At 44.9% G+C, this 21,642-nt stretch carries 12 protein-coding genes; 2 read left to right on the forward strand and 10 right to left on the reverse strand.

Features of this window, described 5'->3' with window-relative positions; translation table 11 throughout:
• Positions 1-143 precede the first annotated feature (143 nt).
• The 4 genes from greA to dapB form a co-directional block, all read right to left on the reverse strand.
• The gene (greA, locus tag MHM99_RS04310) at positions 144-620 is read right to left on the reverse strand and encodes a transcription elongation factor GreA (protein WP_014948981.1); all 477 of its coding nucleotides are present in this window, start codon (positions 618-620) and stop codon (positions 144-146) included.
• 117 nt (positions 621-737) lie between these two features.
• Entirely contained in the window at positions 738-3,959 is a 3,222-nt protein-coding gene (gene carB / locus MHM99_RS04315) for a carbamoyl-phosphate synthase large subunit (RefSeq protein WP_239218298.1), read from the reverse strand.
• Positions 3,960-3,972: 13 nt separating this feature from the next.
• A complete protein-coding gene (gene carA / locus MHM99_RS04320) occupies positions 3,973-5,103 on the reverse strand; it encodes a glutamine-hydrolyzing carbamoyl-phosphate synthase small subunit (protein ID WP_014948979.1) in 1,131 nt (376 codons plus the stop codon).
• A 372-nt stretch (positions 5,104-5,475) separates the two neighbouring features.
• Complete coding sequence (gene dapB / locus MHM99_RS04325; RefSeq protein WP_239218301.1) at positions 5,476-6,279, reverse strand: 4-hydroxy-tetrahydrodipicolinate reductase; 804 nt, start codon at positions 6,277-6,279, stop codon at positions 5,476-5,478.
• 404 nt (positions 6,280-6,683) lie between these two features.
• Here dapB and MHM99_RS04330 point away from each other — a divergent pair, with 404 nt between their 5' ends.
• Positions 6,684-7,367, forward strand: a complete 684-nt coding sequence (locus MHM99_RS04330; RefSeq protein ID WP_239218303.1) for a cytochrome b/b6 domain-containing protein — start codon at positions 6,684-6,686, stop codon at positions 7,365-7,367.
• Here the strand turns inward: MHM99_RS04330 and MHM99_RS04335 are convergent, their stop codons facing one another.
• The 6 genes from MHM99_RS04335 to grpE form a co-directional block, all read right to left on the reverse strand.
• On the reverse strand, positions 7,368-9,272 hold the full coding sequence (locus MHM99_RS04335) for a propionyl-CoA synthetase (protein ID WP_239218305.1): 1,905 nt from the start codon (positions 9,270-9,272) through the stop codon (positions 7,368-7,370).
• 189 nt (positions 9,273-9,461) lie between these two features.
• Positions 9,462-12,050, reverse strand: coding sequence for a bifunctional diguanylate cyclase/phosphodiesterase (locus MHM99_RS04340; protein WP_239218307.1), 2,589 nt, complete (start codon positions 12,048-12,050; stop codon positions 9,462-9,464).
• 730 nt (positions 12,051-12,780) lie between these two features.
• Positions 12,781-13,266 carry a cytochrome c gene (locus MHM99_RS04345; protein WP_014948974.1) on the reverse strand — a complete coding sequence of 162 codons (486 nt, stop codon included), beginning with the start codon at positions 13,264-13,266 and terminating at the stop codon, positions 12,781-12,783.
• Between the two features lie 311 nt (positions 13,267-13,577).
• Positions 13,578-14,708: a molecular chaperone DnaJ gene (gene dnaJ, locus MHM99_RS04350; RefSeq protein ID WP_014948973.1), complete on the reverse strand. Its 1,131-nt coding sequence runs from the start codon at positions 14,706-14,708 to the stop codon at positions 13,578-13,580.
• Positions 14,709-14,908: 200 nt separating this feature from the next.
• Complete coding sequence (gene dnaK / locus MHM99_RS04355) at positions 14,909-16,837, reverse strand: molecular chaperone DnaK (RefSeq protein ID WP_014948972.1); 1,929 nt, start codon at positions 16,835-16,837, stop codon at positions 14,909-14,911.
• Between the two features lie 120 nt (positions 16,838-16,957).
• Positions 16,958-17,581: a nucleotide exchange factor GrpE gene (gene grpE, locus MHM99_RS04360; protein WP_061485368.1), complete on the reverse strand. Its 624-nt coding sequence runs from the start codon at positions 17,579-17,581 to the stop codon at positions 16,958-16,960.
• 402 nt (positions 17,582-17,983) lie between these two features.
• On the opposite strand from grpE, the gene MHM99_RS04365 reads away from it, so the two are divergent.
• On the forward strand, positions 17,984-21,499 hold the full coding sequence (locus tag MHM99_RS04365; RefSeq protein WP_239218317.1) for a PAS-domain containing protein: 3,516 nt from the start codon (positions 17,984-17,986) through the stop codon (positions 21,497-21,499).
• The last annotated feature ends 143 nt before the right edge of the window (positions 21,500-21,642 follow it).

Consider the following 21,642-nt stretch of genomic DNA (forward strand, 5'->3'; position numbering starts at 1 on the left):
TGAATCTCTCTGCACGGTATCGAAAAGGCTTAGTAACTGATAAAAAAGATCAATAAATGAGCTAGTGTATGAGAAAAGCAGAGAATAATTAAAAAGTATGGGAGTGGAGATAGCCAGCAGAAAGACTCTGCTGGCTTGCGTAGTTAGATATATTCTACTTCGATGATTTCAACTTCAACTGCGCCGGCTGGCGTTTGAATCGTTACCATGTCATCAAGCTCTTTACCTATTAGGCCACGAGCGATAGGTGAATTAACCGAAATCAAGTTGTTCTTAATATCAGCTTCGTCATCACCAACAATACGGTAGGTGGTTTCTTCATCGGTATCGACGTTTAGAATGGTTACGGTAGTACCGAAAATAACCTTACCCGTATTTTCCATTTTGGTAACGTCGATAATCTGTGCATTTGATAGCTTGCCTTCAATATCTTGAATGCGGCCTTCACAGAAGCTTTGCTGCTCACGGGCCGCGTGATACTCAGCATTTTCTTTTAAGTCACCATGTTCACGTGCTTCGGCAATAGACTCGATAATACGTGGGCGTGTTTTGGTTTTTAGCTCATTTAATTCGTCACGCAGCATTTGAGCGCCGCGCGCTGTCATTGGATACTGACTCATGAATACCGTCTCACTTAGCTAGTAATTTAAACAGAAAAGTGCGCCGCGAAGGCGCACTTTTTATTCGATCACACAAATGTAATATTGCTAGGATACCTCGTATCCTAGCGTATGTCATTAGTGTTTGAGTCTAGCGTGTAGTTCTTGAACTGACGCCACTTTATTGCGGTCATCAGCAGACTTAGCACGGATAGTTGCGAACGCTGCGTTCATTGTCGTGGTGTAGGTTACCTTGTTTAGCAAGGCTTCACGACGAATGTACACTGAGTCGGTGATGGCTTGACGACCTTCTGTTGTATTAATCAAATACGCGTATTCGCCATTTTTGATTGCATCAACAATATTAGGGCGGCCTTCAGACATCTTATTAACCACAGTACTCATGATGCCTGCATCATAAAGCTCGGTAGCTGTACCGCGGGTAGCTTCAATGCTGAAGCCCGCTTCAACCAACGCTTTTGCCAGAGCAATCATACGAGGCTTGTCGGTATCACGTACTGAAATAAGCGCTTTACCTTGCTTAGGTAGTGGCGCACCCGCACCTAAGTTAGCTTTAGCATAGGCTTCTTCGAAGGTATCGCCAACGCCCATTACTTCACCCGTTGAGCGCATCTCTGGGCCTAGCAGTGGATCAACACCTTGGAACTTAGCAAATGGAAGCACCACTTCTTTCACAGAGTAGAAAGGTGGAATCACTTCTTCTGTTACGCCCTGCTCGGCTAGGCTCACGCCAGCCATTACACGTGCTGCAACTTTAGCAAGAGGTACACCCGTTGCCTTAGAAACGAATGGAACGGTACGTGCTGCACGAGGGTTAACCTCGATTAGGTATACTTCACCATCTTTAATCGCAAACTGTGTGTTCATCAGACCGACTACGCCAAGTTCAAGCGCCATGGCTTTAACTTGTTCGCGCATGACATCTTGAATCTCTTTTGAAAGCGAGTGTGGAGGTAATGAACACGCAGAGTCACCAGAGTGAACACCCGCTTGTTCAATGTGTTCCATGATGCCGCCAATCACTACGTCTTTACCGTCGCAAATAGCGTCGATATCAACTTCAATAGCATCATCCAAGAAACGGTCTAGCAATACTGGCGCGTCGTTGGACACTTTAACCGCTTCATTAAGGTAACGCTTAAGATCTTTGAGGTCATACACGATTTCCATCGCACGACCACCTAGCACGTAGCTTGGACGAACCACTAGCGGGAAGCCAATCTCTTTAGCCATAGTTAGCGCTTGCTCAACGTTAGTTACCGTGGCATTCGCCGGCTGCTTGAGGTTAAGCTTGTTCACCATTTGCTGGAAGCGCTCACGGTCTTCGGCACGGTCAATCGCTTCTGGTGAGGTACCGATAACCGGTACACCCGCCGCCTCTAGTGCACGGGCAAGTTTAAGTGGCGTTTGGCCACCATACTGCACGATAACGCCTTTAGGCTGCTCTTTAGCAACGATTTCAAGTACATCTTCCAACGTTACTGGCTCGAAGTACAGACGGTCTGATGTGTCGTAATCGGTAGATACTGTCTCAGGGTTACAGTTAACCATAATGGTCTCGTAACCGTCTTCACGCATTGAAAGCGCCGCGTGAACACAGCAGTAGTCGAACTCAATACCTTGACCAATTCGGTTTGGACCGCCGCCCAAAACCATGATCTTGTCTTTGTCAGTTGGCGCTGCTTCACACTCTTCGTCATACGTTGAGTACATGTAAGCTGTACTGGTAGAGAATTCTGCTGCACAAGTATCTACACGCTTGTAGACAGGAGAAATACCAAAGTCACGACGGGTTTCACGAATATCGCTTTCTGCCACTTTGGTTAGCTCAGCAAGACGCGCATCAGAGAAGCCTTTACGCTTAAGTGCGCGCATAAAGTCAGCATCAATACCTGGTAAACCAAGCTCTGCTACTTTAGCTTCAAGAAGAATAAGATCTTCAAGCTGTACAAGGTACCAGCGGTCGATATTGGTAAGGTTAAATACCTCTTCAACCGTCATGCCCATACGGAATGCATCACCGATGTACCAAATGCGCTCTGCACCAGGTTGACGAAGTTCGTAAACCACTTTATTACGTGACTCAGGGTCTTCAAGGTCAACCATTGGGTTAAGGCCTGTCGCACCTACTTCAAGACCGCGAAGGGCTTTTTGCAGTGATTCTTGCTGGTTACGGCCAATGGCCATCACTTCACCTACCGACTTCATTTGAGTAGTCAGTCGGTCGTTAGCACCGGCAAACTTCTCAAAGTTAAAGCGTGGGATCTTAGTCACTACGTAGTCGATAGACGGCTCGAAAGATGCTGGCGTTAGGCCACCTGTAATGTCGTTTGCTAATTCATCTAGCGTATAACCTACCGCAAGTTTCGCTGCTACTTTCGCAATTGGGAAACCTGTTGCTTTCGAAGCAAGCGCTGATGAACGCGATACGCGAGGATTCATTTCGATGATTACTACACGACCAGTTTTCGGATCTACACCGAACTGTACGTTTGAACCACCGGTTTCAACACCAATCTCGCGCAGTACAGCCATCGCTGCATTACGCATTAGCTGGAATTCTTTGTCAGTCAGGGTTTGTGCTGGAGCAACTGTGATTGAGTCGCCGGTATGCACGCCCATAGGGTCGAAGTTTTCGATAGTACATACAATAATGCAGTTATCTGCTTTATCGCGTACTACTTCCATTTCGTACTCTTTCCAACCTAGCAACGATTCATCGATAAGAAGCTCGTTGGTAGGAGAAAGGTCTAAGCCACGGTGACAAATTTCATTAAATTCATCAATGTTGTACGCGATACCGCCGCCGGTTCCACCCATGGTGAAAGACGGACGAATGACACAAGGGAAGCCGATGCGGCTTAGCACATCGTGCGCTTCATCCATGCTGTGCGCGATTTCCGCACGTGGACATTCAAGGCCGATGTTTTTCATTGCTTTGTCAAAGCGCTCGCGGTTTTCTGCTTTATCGATTGCATCTGCCGTTGCACCGATGAGCTCACAACCGAACTCTTCAAGTACGCCGTGCTTGTCTAGCTCTAGCGCACAGTTAAGCGCAGTTTGTCCACCCATTGTAGGTAAGATGGCATCTGGACGTTCTTTTTCAATGATCTTGCGAACTACTTCCCAGTGAATAGGCTCGATATAAGTCGCATCTGCCATTTCTGGGTCGGTCATAATGGTTGCTGGGTTAGAGTTAACCAAAATAACACGGTAGCCTTCTTCTCGAAGGGCTTTACACGCTTGCGCGCCTGAATAATCGAATTCACAAGCCTGGCCGATAACAATAGGGCCAGCACCAATGATAAGAATACTTTGTATGTCGGTACGTTTTGGCATAGTTGGCTAATTCCTACTGCTTGTGTTGTTCAATAAGTTCGATGAAGTGGTCGAATAGCGGCGCCGCTTCATGAGGACCTGGACTGGCTTCAGGGTGACCCTGGAAGCTGAACGCAGGCTTGTCGGTGCGGTGAATACCCTGCAACGACTTGTCGAACAACGAAATGTGAGTTACTTCTAGGTTATCTGGCAAGCTAGACTCATCTACAGCGAAACCGTGGTTTTGGCTGGTGATCATAACTACATTGCGCTTAAGGTCTTTCACCGGGTGGTTTGCACCGTGGTGACCAAACTTCATCTTCACTGTCTTTGCACCACTTGCAATTGCAAGCAGTTGGTGACCAAGACAAATGCCAAATACAGGCGTGCCCGTTTCGACGATAGTTTTAATTGCGGTTACTGCGTAGTCACATGGCTCTGGGTCGCCTGGGCCATTTGACAAAAATACACCATCAGGATTCATGGCTAGTACGTCTTCAGCAGGCGTTTGCGCTGGTACTAACGTAACTTTACAACCGCGGTCAGCTAGCATGCGAAGAATATTATTTTTAACACCGTAGTCAAATGCAACAACGTGATATTTGAACTCGCTTGGTGTTACGTAGCCTTTGCCAAGTTCCCAACTGCCTTCTGTCCATGTTTTTGGCTCAGTAATACTTACTACTTTTGCCAAATCCATGCCTTTAAGGCCAGGGAAAGCTTTTGCTTGCGCTAGTGCGCTAGACTCGTCTAATTCATCAGAGCAAATAATGCAGCCGTTTTGTGCACCTTTGTCTCGCAAGATACGCGTTAAGCGACGTGTATCAATGTCGGCAATACCCACAACGCCTTTCGCTTTAAGGTATTCAGACAAAGTTTGCTGTTGACGAAAGTTACTAGCAACAAGAGGTAGGTCACGGATGATTAGACCTTTCGACCAGATTTTATCTGCTTCGACGTCTTCTTCGTTAGTGCCGGTGTTGCCAATGTGTGGATAAGTAAGGGTGATGAGTTGTTCAGCGTAGGATGGGTCGGTGAGAATTTCTTGATAGCCGGTCATGGAAGTATTAAAAACAACTTCCCCAACGGCGGAGCCTGTAGCGCCTATCGCCGTACCTTTAAAAACAGAACCATCCTCTAACACCAAAAGGGCAGAATTAGCCAAGTCAACCTCCAGATTAAGGATAACTATGTGTTTGTGCAGTTTTCTGCACAAACCCCACAAAAAACGGGAGTTATTGATAACAATACATCCCGTTTTACGATCTTTGCAGCTAATAAAACCGCACTCTTGAGCCGTTTTACCGGCCTCAGAATACGAAATTCTGGCAAATTCCGGCGAGTATACATCACTGACCGAAAATGGCAAATTTATTTGTAATAATTTACTAAAATAACGCTTTTACCACCTTTTTTGCGCAGAACCACCGAAAGTACGGCTTATTGCTCATTTAAAGTGCAACTTTAGTTTAACACTTTGATAACGCCTTGGAGTTTGCGTGCTTTTAAGCCATAGCAAGCAAACATCCAAAAACGCCTATAGCTTTAAATCAAGTACATCAATCATGGAGTATAGACCAGGTTCTTTTCCATACAACCACTTTGCTGCATGCACTGCACCTTTCGCAAAAGTAAGTCGACTTGATGCCTTGTGCGTAATCTCCAGGCGCTCACCAATATCTGCAAATAAGGCTGTGTGTTCACCGACAATGTCTCCGGCTCGAATTGTTGCGAAGCCAATAGTACCTTGGTCGCGTTCAGGCTCTTTTCCTTCTCTGCCGTATACAGCGCAGGTTTTTAAATCACGGCCCAATTCGTCAGCAATGGCTTCACCAATGGCCATGGCTGTACCAGAGGGCGCGTCTTGTTTAAATCTGTGATGTGCTTCTGTTATTTCGATGTCAGCCGTTTCACCCAGCACACTTGCAGCTTGTCGAACCAGGGAAAGCATTAAATTTACGCCCACACTGTAATTAGCCGCAAATACGATAGGTATATGCTTTGCTGCTTCGTCGAGTGCCGCTAACTGTGAATCGTTTAATCCAGTAGTTCCAATAACAACAGGCATTTTATTTTTAACGCACCACGTAAGATTACTTTCAATAACCGAAGGCAGGGTGAAATCGATCATTACATCTGCATCATTACCACTTAAATCTGATAGCGCAGTACAATCAACGTCTTTTTTGCCAATGCCCGCAAGTTCGCCCACATTTAGTCCAACCCAAGGTGAATCATCGCGTACCGTTGCCACGCTAAGTTGTGCATCGTCACTTAAATCTAGCGCTTCAACTAAAACCCGTCCCATACGCCCGTTGGCGCCAAATAATCCTACTTTCATTTTTTCGTTTTACACTTTTATAAACCTTCAACTGTGAGGCATTTTGCCAAATGCCGTCACTATTGCAATGTGAGATTCATATTAAATAGGCATAACAAGGAATCGGTAAGATTTAACTAGTACCAATCTGCATAGTTCTATGCCAAAACTTCAGGCTCGGATGTTAAAAAAATTCAGTACACGATGCTTAGGACATGTTGAGCTTTACTGCGCATTTTTGATGCAAAGATCAACATGTCCTAATTGCAACACTAAGACAAACAGAGGTTTTCTGCCGTTGGGCCTACTTGTTTTATAGAGTAAGTTAAGCGACGCTATGGCAATTAACAGATGACCGAGTACTTATTCGTCACCGCTGAACGGTAAGTGTGGATAGGTCAGAATACAACCCAACTAAATTTACTATGCAAAAAACTCTTATATGGGATATTCCCACCCGGCTTTTTCACTGGCTTATTGTAGCGAGCCTTTTAGCGCAATATGCAACAGTAGAATGGCTTGAAAACAAAGTGCAATGGCACTTTTACATTGGGTACTTCACCTTATTCCTTATCGTTTTCCGCATAATCTGGGGATTTGTTGGTACGCAACACGCCAAGTTCAGTAGCTTTATTACTGGTCCCAGAACGGTTTTCAATTATATAAAAACCTTATTTAATAAGCAGTCCGAACCCGCTATTGGCCACAACCCTTTAGGCGGATGGTTTGTCGTCGTTATGCTAGTGTTGCTTGCCATACAAGCGGTATCGGGATTGTTCATGACCGATGATATTTTCTTAGACGGTCCCTATCGCCAGCTAGCCGGAGAAGAAACACTAGCGCTAATGAACACTCTGCATCACCTTGCCTTTGATGTGTTACTTTACGTTATCGCACTTCATATAGGCGCGGTAATATTTTACAGCGTGTATAAGAAGCAAAAATTGGTTCCCGCCATGGTGCATGGCAATAAGGAGTCAGCAACAGCAGGTATTACTGACTCGCGAATTCTACGTGCTTTTGTTGTGGCGCTCATCGCCGCAGCAGCTGTATATGTGGCTATTGAAGTATACCCGCCAGCTCAACAGGCAGATGAATATTACTACTAGCTAAACAGCCGTGGGCTTGTTGACCAAGCCCTTCTCTCGCATGAGCGTCTCAATCTCACTTACGCTTGACGGATCATCGATGGTTGAGGGTACGGCAACAGATTCATTGGCTGCAATTTGACGCAGCAGTTTTCGAAGTATTTTACCTGACCGGGTTTTGGGTAAACGATTGACGACGATGGCTCGCTTAAAGCACGCCACTGGCCCGATTTTATCTCGAACCCGTTGAACCAAATCTTGCTCAAGTGCCTGTTCATCAACGGTAACGCCGTCTTTTAGCAGTACCAAGCCAACTGGCAATTGCCCTTTCAGTGCATCATGGATGCCTATTACACTACATTCAGCAATGGCAGGATGTCCTGCAAGCACTTCTTCCATTTCACCGGTAGATAACCGGTGCCCGGCAACGTTTATGACATCGTCGGTGCGACCCATAATAAATACGTAGCCATCTTCATCTACGTACCCGTTATCTCCGGTGCTGTAATACCCTTCAAATTCTCGTAAATAGCCATCAACAAACCGTTGATGGTCTTGCCAAATCGTTGTCAAACAACCTGGGGGAAGCGGTAACTTGATAGCAATAGCGCCTTTTTCACCGGTTACTTGCTGTTCATCAGCACCTTGCAATACCTTTACGTTAAATCCAGGCGTAGGCACGCTTGATGAACCGGGTTTCGTGGCCAATGGTTCAAGCCCCATCGGGTTTGAACAAATTGGCCAGCCAGTTTCGGTTTGCCACCAATGGTCGATAACGGGAACACCAACCTTCTCGCTCGCCCAGAAATATGTTGGCGGATCTAGACGTTCACCCGCCATAAATAAGGTACGCAAGCTCGACGTATTGTATTTAGATAAAAACTCAGCATCAGGGTCCGCTTTTCGTATCGCTCTAAATGCTGTTGGAGCTGCAAAAAGCACATTCACTTTGTGAGACTCTATCATACGCCAAAATGCACCGGCATCAGGAGTGCCAATGGGCTTTCCTTCGTACAGTACCGTCGTTGCGCCTTTTATGAGCGGGCCATAGACAATATATGAATGACCGACCACCCAACCAACATCCGATGCAGCCCAAAAAATATCGTTCTCACTAATACCGTAAATCGCGCCCATTGAATAATGAAGAGCAACCGCGTGCCCGCCATTATCTCGAACGACCCCCTTGGGTTTACCGGTTGTACCTGAAGTATAAAGAACATAAAGCGGGTCAGTTGCATCGACGGCAACAGGAGAAGCTGGCACGCTAGCTTCAATCAGAGAGAGCCAATCGTGGTCAGTTGCTTCATTTAACTCAGCAATTAGCTGAGGGCGTTGATACAACACGCATGCCTGTGGTTTGTGCTCTGCCAATGATATTGCTTCATCAACAAGAGGTTTGTACGGTAGAACTTTATTGCCTTCAATGCCACATGACGCAGTAACAATAACTACCGGTTTTGCGTCATCTATTCGTACTGCAAGCTCATTTGCGGCAAAGCCACCAAACACCACAGAGTGCACAGCTCCCAAACGGGCGCAAGCAAGCATCGCGATCACTGCTTGCGGGATCATGGGCATGTAGATAATCACGCGGTCGCCTTTCGTCACACCCAAGCGAGATAAGCCGCCTGCGAACTCGGCAACACGGTTTAATAGCTCTTTGTAAGTAAAGTGCTGAGTGGTTTGTGTAACAGGTGAGTCATAAATAAGCGCGGTTTTATCGCCACGACCATTTTTTACGTGATGATCAAGCGCTAAATAGCTGGTGTTAAGCTGCCCTCCCCTAAACCAGTCGAAGTAACCATTATCTGTAGGTTGGCATCCTTTTTGAGGAGGTTGAAACCACGCTAGCTTTTGTGCTTGTTCTAACCAAAACTCATCGGGGTGCTGGGTCGAGGCAATATATTCATCTTTATAAGTCATAACCATGTCCTGAGTAGGGTTTATCTTCACCCTACGATAGTTACATGACATCTACTAATAAGACTTCAGGCGTAGATCGACTAACAAATTGATTTACATAAATTTAAACTTTGTATGTCCATTTGATAACAAGAGGTATCGAAGCGGTTGTTTCAACGCATACTTGAATAAGCCCTCGACTGCGTAGGGTTAACTACCTTCTTTATATTGCTTCTCACTAATTTTACTTTTCCAATCACCTACACTCATGGGTTTATCTAAGTAATATCCCTGAAATGCTCCGCAACCACATGCCTTAGCTTGATCTAATTGACCCGTTGTCTCTATTCCCTCAGCTACGGTATTTATGTGTAACGCTTTGGCCATGTTGCAAATACTTGTAACTAATAATGTTTTTTGCTGCGAGCCTTCCATCGCTTCGACAAATACCCTGTCTACTTTCAGTTCGGTAATTGGCAAATCTTGAAGATAATTTAAATTTGAGTCACCAAGACCAAAATCGTCGATAGACAAACTAAACCCTTGTTCCGCTAATTCTCTAACGCGACGTTGAATAACGCTCACCCCTCTTATCAATGCACCTTCAGTGAGCTCTAGAGTTAAATTTTTGTGTGACACGCGCCACTTATTTACTATTGCTACGAACTTACTCACAAAATCAGCTCGCGCTAAGTGCTTTGCACTGATATTAACAGACAACTTAGTGTTAATTTTCTTTGACTGGCATTCACTAAGTAACCCGCAGGCTTCGTTACACACCCACAGCCCGAGTTCAGCAATAAAATCATTCTCTTCGGCAATAGGAATGAATTCAGAAGGGCTTACTGTACCCATATGAGGATGCTTCCACCTTAACAACACCTCTGAGCTTATAAGGCTCTTCGTTGCATCGTATTGAGGTTGAAGCTCAATATATAACTCGTTGTTAGAAATAGCCCTGCTCAGAGAGTGTTTAATGTAATTGTACCGCTCGATATCACTTGCATTAACATGAAAATACTCGTGCTCCGACTTAAAAGTAGAAGTATTTTTTACCTCTCTTAAAGGTTTTCTCGACAATAGTTCTTTTATCTTTTTAAACGAAAAATGCTTTGTTGGAACCGTGCAACTTATGGTTTGCGTTTCAATATTTAAGAGGCTGTTGTGCAGGGTTATTGGCGCTAGCACGTGATCGTGGATAAGAATAGCGCAATCGTGTGCAGCATTTAGAGACTGTGCTTCTTCACTAAAATATTGATGAAGATGAATATAAAAAGCACCTCTCTCACATTTGAATATACTGGCTGAATTGCGCTTGTTAATTTCGAATATGCGAATGAAGCGACTGGCCAAAATTCTCAGAATATAATCTATCGTTGGCTCCCCAAACGCATTTTCGTATTCTTTTATGTTACAGATAGCAACGCGCATAAACATGGCAAATGGTTTAGATGACTTGTCGTCATGAGCTTTATCGCCAAGGTATCGCTCAAATTGGTGTAAGTTCGGAAGACCTGTCACCGTATCGATTAAAGCGAGTTGTTTGTAATGCTCAATTTCGTGGTTTTGATTAGTGATATCGCGCACTGAGGCGATAATTAATTGTTGATTATGTACAGAGCATTTCGACAAATTAACTTCACAGGCAATACGTTTACCATTTTTATGGCGAAGACATTCGTTTACCGAGCCATTTTCGCTACACCATGCTAAACCCGCTGGTATGTTTATGAAACAAGAAGGCGCATCGGTATTTTGCACCTTGGTTGATATTAATTTTATATCTTGGCCAATCAGCTCTTCGGGCTCAAAGCCTAATACAGAATAAACGCGTTCATTTGCAGTTAGAATAGTGCCATGTTCATCTATGCTTAACACCACGCTATCCACATTATTCAATAAACTGGTCAGATAATCTGTGTAGTTATGTTGTGAATCCGATAGACGCTGTATTTCCGTTTCATCCTGCACTGCGCCATAAAGCCGGGTTAATTTAATTCCGCTAGCATTTCCTCGCTGAACCTGTAAGAACACGGTTAGTTTTATACTTTTTCTGCGACCTTGCTTGTCGTGAAATTCAAAGTGCTTCACGAACTCTCTATCTTCTTTAAGCGCTTTAAAAACGCGCTGCTTTAAGTCTCTTCTATCACTCGAGGTAAGCATATCGAGCACTTCATTAATGCCGACGCTTTTTACACGAGGTAAGCCTAATAAGGCTTTCATCACCTCAGTCAGAGAAAGTACGCCTGTGAATCTGTCAATCTCCCACGCGCCCACTTTAGAAATTGAACTCACCTCTTCTAACAAGGCAAGCTGTTCGGATAACTTGTCTGAATAGGGATGACGCGCCAGCTCATATTGGTAACTAAGCTCTACTTTTTGGCGCGTAATATCTATCAATGTATGTTGTAGAGGGCTCAATACACTGTGGCGTACAAAAGTGAGAACAACACCCAATACTTCATTTTGCATATCTCGCACGGTAGCAACTACTACATAGCTATCAGCATAATGTTCGAGTGAAGGGGGAAAGATAAAATCTTTGCAAGGTATTGGAGCGCTCAAAGGTGTAAGCGGGAGCATGAGCAATACATGTGAAGGAAAAACAACACTCTCGGCTTCTAATGATAGGTGGTTTACGTCGCAAGATAATACCGTTGCTCTTCCATTGCTAGGGTTTACCGAGGCAAGTAATATACACAGAGCCTCTGTTTTCGTTCGACTTTCATTGAGCAACACAGAAATGTTTTGCTGTGTTGTGCGCATGGTTGACAACATGCGTTCACTGCGTAAATCCATCTAAGCAAACCTTTTGATATCTCTTCGAATTCAGCACAAACGATAGCAGCACGACAATAAAAGGATGAAAAGTTGTGTCGTGGTTTTAAGCGCGTTACAAGTTTTGCTGTTTCAGTTGTCTACGAGCTGTTTTATATTTTTTAAAAGCAGGACCTGCGAAGATTGGGGACCTAAACGCGTACCTTCAGTCGAAGAAAATTATCGCCAAGCCTGAGTGTTTAACATAGCCAAGAATTGTACAAATTTCCAGCAAAAACCCATTGAAACGTTTCGAACCCGCGGAAAGTTCTTATTATTACGAATTAACTATTTGAAATCCGGGATAGTACTTGCGAGCTCTTTTATCTGAACAGGATCTAACACTACTGAGCTTAGCGCGCTAGAAACAGTTTGCCGACATCGCTAAACGGAGATACTAATTCCGCCATTTTGGCCCGCTATTCATTGATATATTTTGCGGTACACGCAATCCGGGTATTGAAACGTAGTGTGTGGCGATGCCTGATGCTTATTACCTACAAAGCCCTGGACGAAAAAGTACACTGCTGTTTGAGGAAGGTTGCGAGTCTGCGCTTCAGCGCCATTCTCAATTTATCTATATGATTTAATTATAAAATACTAATTAACACATCGAAGTATTAACCGAGGTTTTGGGTCAGTAAAATGCAATAGGCACATTCTTACTGACCCGATATTAGAGCGCTTTCACGTGTTGAAAAACAAGCTTGGGCTAGTCCTTCTTATAGTCGTCATGGCATGATTTACAGCTTGCACCAATTTTACCGATTGCACCTCTGTACGCGCTTTCATCACCCGCTTTAACAGCTGCTTGAAGCCCTTGCGCTGCCGTTTTAAGTGCCATCACTTTCTTTTCTACATCTGAGAAATTTTCCCAAATTTCATCTTTTGCGCCAGTTTCAACGTCAAACTTACGGGTATCAACTGATAAATAATCGCCCATCATGTCAGCAAGTTGTTCTAGACGTACGGCATTTGTTTCCATAACGCTTTCGTCAAATGGTAGAGCACCTTTTGCCATGCCACCTAACGGTCCCATGTTACTGCGTACTAACTGAAAAACGGCCTGGCGATATTGTGTTGCAGCTCCCGCGTGTTTTTCTGACGTTGCTTCTGTCACGTCAGCAGCTAATACCGAGCCTGATAAGATTGCGCCTGCCGTGGCAGCGCTCAGTAGCAATTTACTTGAAAATTTCATGCCTGTTCCCTTGTTAGGTAAATATTATTCATTGGTCTCAAACGGGCTTTTAAGCCTTGTAATCAACAAGCTAAAAGTCCCGATACTTGGGTTATCGTGACGAATAGTCGGATGATGCGCAAGATTTTTAGCGGTAAAAGTAAGTAAAGAAAAGACTAACTCCCCCTTTCCTTCTTAAAGTGAGCACTTTCTATTACAAATACCAATCTGCATAGATAATTGGCCCCTCATAAGAGCGCGTTTAAATGCCTTTCAAAAATAAAAAAGCCCTCAACTGAGGGCTTTCAAATAAAGTATGTACTACTAAGCAATTAGTTCGTTAAATCGTCAAAGAACTTTTTAACGCCGTCAAAGAAGCCTTGCGCTTTCGGGCTGTGCTTACTTGACGCTTTACCCATCGACTCTTCAAGCTCTTGAAGTAGTTCTTTTTGGCGAGATGATAAGTTTACTGGTGTTTCGACCACAACCTTACACATTAAGTCGCCCATGGCACCACTTCGCACTGATTTAACACCTTTACCACGTAGACGGAACATTCGGCCAGTCTGCGTTTCAGGGCTGATTTTCAGTTTTACTTTTCCATCTAGCGTTGGCACTTCTAGCTCGCCGCCAAGGGCTGCCGTAGTGAAGCTTAACGGTACTTCACAGTACAAATTGTTGCCATCGCGCTTAAAGATATCGTGCTCACGTACGTGGACCTGAACGTATAAATCACCTGGAGGTGCACCGTTCTCCCCAGCTTCACCTTCGCCTGATAGACGAATACGATCACCAGTATCTACGCCAGCTGGAATTTTAACGTTAAGGGTCTTAGTCTTTTCTTTACGACCGTGGCCATGACAGCTGTTACAAGGATCTTCAATGATCTTGCCTTTGCCCGAACACGTTGGGCAAGTCTGCTGAACAGCAAAGAAACCTTGGCGCATTTGAACTTGGCCATTGCCGTGACAGGTTGGACAAGTCTTAGGTGAAGAGCCTTTCTTCGCACCAGAACCATCACAGACTTCACACTCGACCAAAGTTGGTACGCGAATATCTACGCTCTTGCCACGAACCGCTTCTTCAAGCGTTAGCTCTAAGTTGTAGCGGAGGTCTGAACCTTGACGTGCGCGAGATTGACGACCTCCTCGGCCACCGCCGAAGATATCACCAAATACATCACCAAAAATATCGCCGAAATCGGCACCACCACCGAAGCCACCGCCACCACGGTTAGGATCTACTCCCGCGTGGCCATATTGGTCGTATGCTGCACGTTTCTGCGAATCTGACAGAATTTCGTAGGCTTCCTGGATTTCTTTAAATTTATCTTCCAGGCCTTTATCGCCTTGCGTACGGTCAGGGTGATATTTCATCGCCAGCTTCTTATACGCCTTTTTAATTTCGCGTTCGCCTGCGCTTTTATCTACCCCGAGTACTTCGTAGTAGTCTCGTTTCGACATATCGTTTACATATCCTACTTTTTGTCGATAAGCATTTTATGCTCATCGAATCTACATCTGACTGTTGTGAAAATAACCTGAACACACATTCAATAAAGCCAAGTCATTTACACAACAAAGGCGCAACAAGAAATTCCTGCTGCGCCTGAACTGCTTACACGGCCCGCTAACATGCTAAGTAACGGGCCTGACACAACAGTTTACTTCTTGTCGTCGTCTTTCACTTCTTCGAATTCAGCGTCAACAACGTCATCGTCTGCTTTACCAGAAGATGCTTGCTGCTCTGCACCTTCTGCGCCACCGGCTGCAGCTTGCTGAGCTTGCGCCGCTTCCATCAGCTTGCTAGATGCTTGGATAAGCTCTTGCGTTTTCGCTTCGATGTCCGCTTTGTCTTCGCCTTTAACTGCAGTTTCAAGTGCTGAAAGTGCTTCTTCGATTGGCGCTTTGTCTTCTGCACTTAGTGCATCGCCAACTTCTTCAAGCTGTTTACGTGTGGCGTGAACCATACCGTCAGCTTGGTTACGCGCTTGAATCAGCTCTTCAAACTTCTTATCAGACTCTTTATTCGCTTCCGCGTCAGCTACCATTTTTTCTACTTCTTCATCGCTTAGGCCTGAAGAGGCTTTGATAGTGATCTTCTGCTCTTTACCTGTGTCTTTGTCTTTCGCAGACACGTGTAGGATACCGTCAGCATCAAGATCGAATGTTACTTCGATTTGCGGTACACCGCGTGCTGCTGGACGAATACCTTCTAGGTTGAACTGACCAAGAGACTTGTTGCCACTTGATTGCTTACGCTCACCCTGTAGTACGTGTACTGTTACCGCAGACTGGTTGTCTTCAGCAGTTGAGAACGTTTGCGACTTCTTCGTTGGAATTGTCGTGTTCTTCTCGATAAGCACAGTCATCACGCCACCCATAGTCTCGATACCTAGAGACAGAGGTGTAACGTCTAGAAGTAGTACGTCTTTAACGTCACCTGACAGTACGCCACCTTGAATTGCTGCGCCTACTGCAACTGCTTCGTCAGGGTTTACGTCTTTACGTGGCTCTTTGCCAAAGAATTCAGTCACGTACTTTTGTACTAGCGGCATACGAGTTTGACCACCAACTAGGATGATGTCGTTAATGTCGCCTACAGAAAGATCTGAATCAGCTAGTGCCTTCTTAAGCGGCTCAAGTGAATTCTTAACTAGGTCTTCAACCAAAGACTCAAGTTTTGCACGAGTAAGCTTAATAGCTAAGTGCTTAGGACCTGTTGCATCAGCAGTGATGTATGGCAGGTTAACTTCAGTCTGTTGTGAAGAAGAAAGCTCAATCTTCGCTTTTTCACCGGCTTCTTTAAGACGCTGCATAGCAAGCGGATCTTTACGAAGGTCGATACCTTGGTCTTTCTTAAATTCTTCAACTAGGTAGTTGATAACGCGGTTATCGAAGTCTTCACCACCAAGGTGAGTATCACCATTAGTTGCTAGTACTTCAAAGGTGTGTTCGCCGTCTACTTCATCGATTTCGATGATAGAGATATCGAACGTACCACCACCTAAGTCGTATACTGCAACAACGTTGTCGCCTTGCTTTTTGTCCATGCCGTAGGCAAGAGCAGCTGCAGTTGGCTCGTTGATAATACGCTTAACTTCAAGACCAGCGATGCGACCCGCGTCTTTAGTTGCTTGACGCTGAGAATCGTTGAAGTAAGCAGGAACAGTGATAACTGCGCCAGTAACTTCTTCACCAAGATAATCTTCAGCTGTCTTTTTCATTTTCTTAAGTACTTCAGCAGAAATCTGCGGAGGCGCCATTTTCTCGCCTTTCGCTTCTACCCACGCATCACCATTATCAGCACCTACAATTTTGAAAGGCATGATGTCGATGTCACGCTGTACTTCTTTATCTTGAAAGCGACGACCAATTAGACGCTTAATTGCGAATAATGTGTTAGTCGGGTTAGTTACCGCCTGACGCTTTGCAGACTGACCAACTAATGTTTCCCCATCGTTTGTGTAAGCGATGATTGAAGGGGTTGTACGATCGCCTTCCGCGTTTTCAATTACGCGAGGTTTGTCGCCGTCTAGAACTGCGACACATGAATTCGTTGTACCTAAATCGATACCAATGATTCTACCCATTTCGTGTCTCCGAAAAAGTTTCTTAATTCTGTACTTTTAGTGGGGTTATTCCCCAGCCTTTTCAATAGATGTCAGTAAAAAAAACTGACACTTTTGTGTGTTTATCGCAAAAAGCGTGACTTACGCTTGCGTGTCCACACCGCCGCTTGGTGCACGCGATACCATAACCATGGCAGGGCGTAGCAAACGACCATTAATCTGATAACCTTTCTGCATCACAGCCATCACTGTATTTGGCTCGTGGTCTGCACTTTCTTGCATCGACATTGCCTGATGCAAATCAGGGTTAAAGGCTTCACCCTGCGGATCAATAAGGCTTAATCCAAATTTCTCAATAGTGCTTAAGAAAGTTTTGTGGGTCATTTCCACACCTTCTAAAAGCGGCTTAACTGCTTCATTGTCGCCATCGGTCATTTCGATCGCACGTTCTAGGTTATCGATAACCGGAAGCAATTCGCCAGCAAAGCGTTCAAGAGCAAATTTACGCGCCTTTTCTACTTCACCTTCTGCACGACGACGTGCATTGTCAGCGTCTGCGCGCGCGCGAAGCACGCCATCTTGCTGCTCTTTGATTGTGGCTTGCGCCTCAGAAAGTGCCGTTTCTAGCTCGTAAATGCGTTGTGCATTTTCATCAAGCTCTACGCCTTCTGCTTGTGACGCTTCTACTTGCGCTTCTTCAGCATTTTGTACAGTTTGATCAACTGTATTTTCTTGTTCTGCCTGCACGTCGCGATTATCGCTCATGCCTACCTCCAAACGTTTTTCTTAATTAGGCATTGCCCAATAACGTTAAAATTATTGGGAATAAGTCTGTTGCGCTTAGTTATGGGGCTAGATTTAAGGTGTTCAAGGGTATCCACAATATTTTTGTGGATGTAATGCTAAAAAATTTATAAGTAGGGAAATGAGGCTAACGTACTCATGTTAATTCGCTAACGCCAAGCTCAACCTTGGTATATTCACTCCGGCTCAAATGAGGTTCATATCCCCCCCGCCATTAAACCTATTGTTTGCCCGGAGAGCTCCAATATCTACTGCCCTGTTCCGTGAACCTGTGACGAGTGTAAAAACCGTGTTAATGTAATTTCCAGAGAAAAGCGCACTACTACCATTTCAACTCATCGAGCGCTACGAGACGGAATATCTATGCTAAGTATTTGGACGGTTGGCACTATTGTTGGTTTTTACCTCCTCGCACTTTTCGCTTTAGCATTTTGGGGTGATAAGCGTTTGCGTGACAACCGGCAACATCCAATACTGTACAGTCTTGGGTTGGGCGTGCATTGTACATCTTGGGCATTTTTCGGCACTACCTCGCAAGCAGCACAATATGGCTGGGCAGTCATCCCTACTTATTTAGGGATTATGCTGACTATGGCATTTGCGTTTCCTGTGGTGCTTCATATAAGCAGACTGTGTCAACAACACAACATCAGCTCTTTAGCAGACCTCATCTCACTTAAGTATCAGCACTCCCACTTGATTGCCGCGCTTATCACTTTACTGTGTTTTTTCGGTGTAGTGCCCTACATTGCCCTGCAGTTAGACGCCATTACGAAATCAATAAACTTGTTGACTGACGACGCGCATACAAGCACGCCATGGTTAAGTATCTATGTAGCTATCTTGCTCGCATTATTTGCCATTATCTTCGGTACCCGTACACTCAACTTGACCGACAAACACCCCGGTCTGCTACTTACTATAGCGTTTGAATCGGTTATAAAGCTTGTTGCCCTGTGCGCTGTAGGTGTTTTCGTTTGCTTCTATCTGTTTGATGGTGTGTTGGATTTGGTGTCTAACGCCGCTTCAAATGCCAGTGCTCGAGAAGTCATTTATGCTGATAGCGCACCCTGGGTTTATGTATCACATGTTGTTTTGGGCGTTTGTTCTATGTTCGTTTTGCCACGACAGTTTCATATGAACTTCGTTGAGCAGAACGGTGAGGGAGAGCTTAGAACGGCAAGGTGGCTATTTCCCCTCTATTTATTTGGCATGACCCTTTTTATAATTCCTATTGCACTTGCAGGAAAAATGCTGCTGCCAGTGGATACGAGCTCTGATGCTTACGTGCTTGCCCTTCCTTTATATGCTGAAAATATCGCGCTGTCGTCATTTGCTTTCATAGGAGGTCTTTCTGCAACCACCAGCATGGTGATTGTTGCAACCTTGGCGCTGGGAATAATGATCTCGAACAATGTTGTCACGCCACTTTGGCTAAAAGCGCGACTAAAGGCTTCGCCCAACCGTTCAATGCAGCCAAACAAAATACTGTCTATACGTCGTATTACCGTTGTGGTCGTACTTAGTATTGCGCTCTGGTATCACTTGAATATAAGTCAGGCTGCACCTCTGGTTAAAAGCGGGGTGATTGCTATAGCATTATTAGCACAGTGCATGCCTGCACTTATGTTTGGTCTTTACTGGACGAAAAGCAACAAAGCTGCCGCTATTTGCGCCTTATTGGTAGGGTTTACATGTTGGGCAGCATTCCTCCTCTACCCAAGCTTACTGTCGAGTTATTATTTCAACCCAGCACCCACTGACCAAGCGCTTGGTTTGGGCTTTGCCTTTTCCTTATTGGCTAATTGCTTAACATTCGTTACGGTTGCATTGATTACATCAAGACGTGGCATGAAGCCAAATGATACGCTCCTCACAGATCACGACACACCTCGTTTACTGGTAAAAGTGAGGGACTTAATTGCACTCACCGAACGTGTGCTCGAAAGTGCCACGCACTCTCAACTGGTTAAGCAGCTATCAGTTGACGTCAATCGCGCCGCTAGCAGTGGTTATGCCAGTCAGGCGCTTATCGACAGGGTAAATAAGTTGCTTGCTGCACAAGTAGGAGCACCTAGTGCTCGTATATTACTGGGTGCCATAGCAGATACAGGCAGCGATAGCTTTCCAGAACTGGTTGACTGGGTAGAAGAAGCTTCTCAGTCATTTCAGTTTAACCACGAGGTACTTCAATCGTCAGTGCAAAACATTGAGCAAGGCATAAGTGTGCTTGATGACAAACTTCAGCTACTGGCGTGGAACGAACGCTACGTGGAATTATTTGCCTACCCTAAAGGATTTCTAAAAGCGGGCATGGCCATTACCGATATACTTAGCTACAACGCAAACCGGGGGTTGTTTAGCCCCTCATCTATCGAAAAGCGCGTTAGCTACATGTTGGAAGGCACCCGTCATAAACATATTCGCAAACAGCCTGACGGAAAAGTGATAGAACTTAATGGCGCGCCTCTGCCTGGTGGCGGCTACGTGACTACCTATAGCGATATCACTGAATACATAGCAATTCAAAAAGAATTAGAAAGTGCAAAAGAAGACTTGGAGGCAAGGGTTGCGCAACGTACATCAGAATTAGAAGAAGCCAAACAACGCGCTGACAAAGCTAACGAGAGCAAAACCAAATTTCTGGCCGCGGCTGGGCACGATCTCATGCAACCCTTCAACGCCGCAACATTATTTGCCAGCATGCTCAGCAAAAAGACGCAAGGCAGTGAACTGGCCACACTATCTGAAGGCGTGGTAAATTCTTTGGACAATGCGCAGAGCTTACTTTCAATGCTTCTTGATATGACGAAATTAGACGCTGGCGTACTTACCCCTCAAAAGACTGAATTTCCAGTCAGTGATATGTTGTCTTCGTTAGTGCAGGAATTTAGTGTCATTGCAAAGCAAAAAGGTATTGAGCTCAGGTATGTACCGACCAAAGTTATGGTGTACTCGGACAAAGTACTACTGCGACGGGTGCTTCAAAACTTGCTGTCCAACGCAGTCCGCTATACCGCAAAAGGCCGTATTTTGGTGGGCGTGAGACGCACAAGAGTCACAAATACCGAGCAGGTTATAAAGCTTTGTGTTTACGATACCGGACTAGGTATCGCCGATCACCAACAGCATGAAATATTTAGTGAGTTCCACCAGCTAGAGAGTAACAACAAAGGCGAAGGAATTGGATTAGGCCTGACTATTGTAGATAAGATATGTCGACTACTCGGTCATGAAGTCGGGCTGACTTCATCGCCAAATAAAGGAAGCTGCTTCAGTGTGGCTGTATCTAGAGCATTTCAAAGCGAAGCCTCGATACCCACCGCGCACGTAAGTAACACTAACCATGTTGACTCTCCTTTTAATAACTCGGTATTAACGAAGAACTCAGCAAGTGCGCCAAATAATTCAGTAAGCGTTCAAAAAAGCGCATTAGACAGCCGTTCTCGCCCTGTCTCCTCGCACTCCCATCAAATGCCCTCTTTAGACTCAGCGAATAAAAACAACAATGCATTTTTAAAAGACACCCGTTTTCTACTTGTAGAAAACGACGAGCAAGTGGCAAATGCAATGTGCACCTTACTGAGAGATTGGGGAGGGAGTACAACATTGATAGCGGGCGGAGCAGAAGTGTCGAGTATTTCACAAGAACACTTTGATGTGCTCGTCGCCGATTATCACCTAAATTATGGCGAAACCGGTTTTGACGTTGCAGCGATTCTTTCTGAAAATAACGTGAGTTTTGCCTTAAAGATTCTAGTCACTGCCAACAGAAGTAACAACATAAGAGAAGAAGCAGCGGAGCAACAATTTAGCTACCTGCCAAAACCCTTAAAGCCTGCGGCACTTAAGCGACTGCTAAAGCAATCGCTTGTTTAATAGAGAACTCGTGATCGCATTTGTAGTACGGCAATAAATATTTCATCTTCTTTTGGTAGTGGGTTTGCATCAAAATACTTTTTACTTTTGCGCTATCACAGGAATGTAAGGAGATCGATTGAACACGACGAGCTGCATTGTAA

Source organism: Alteromonas sp. MmMcT2-2, from assembly GCF_022348305.1.
Classification (GTDB): domain Bacteria; phylum Pseudomonadota; class Gammaproteobacteria; order Enterobacterales; family Alteromonadaceae; genus Alteromonas; species Alteromonas macleodii.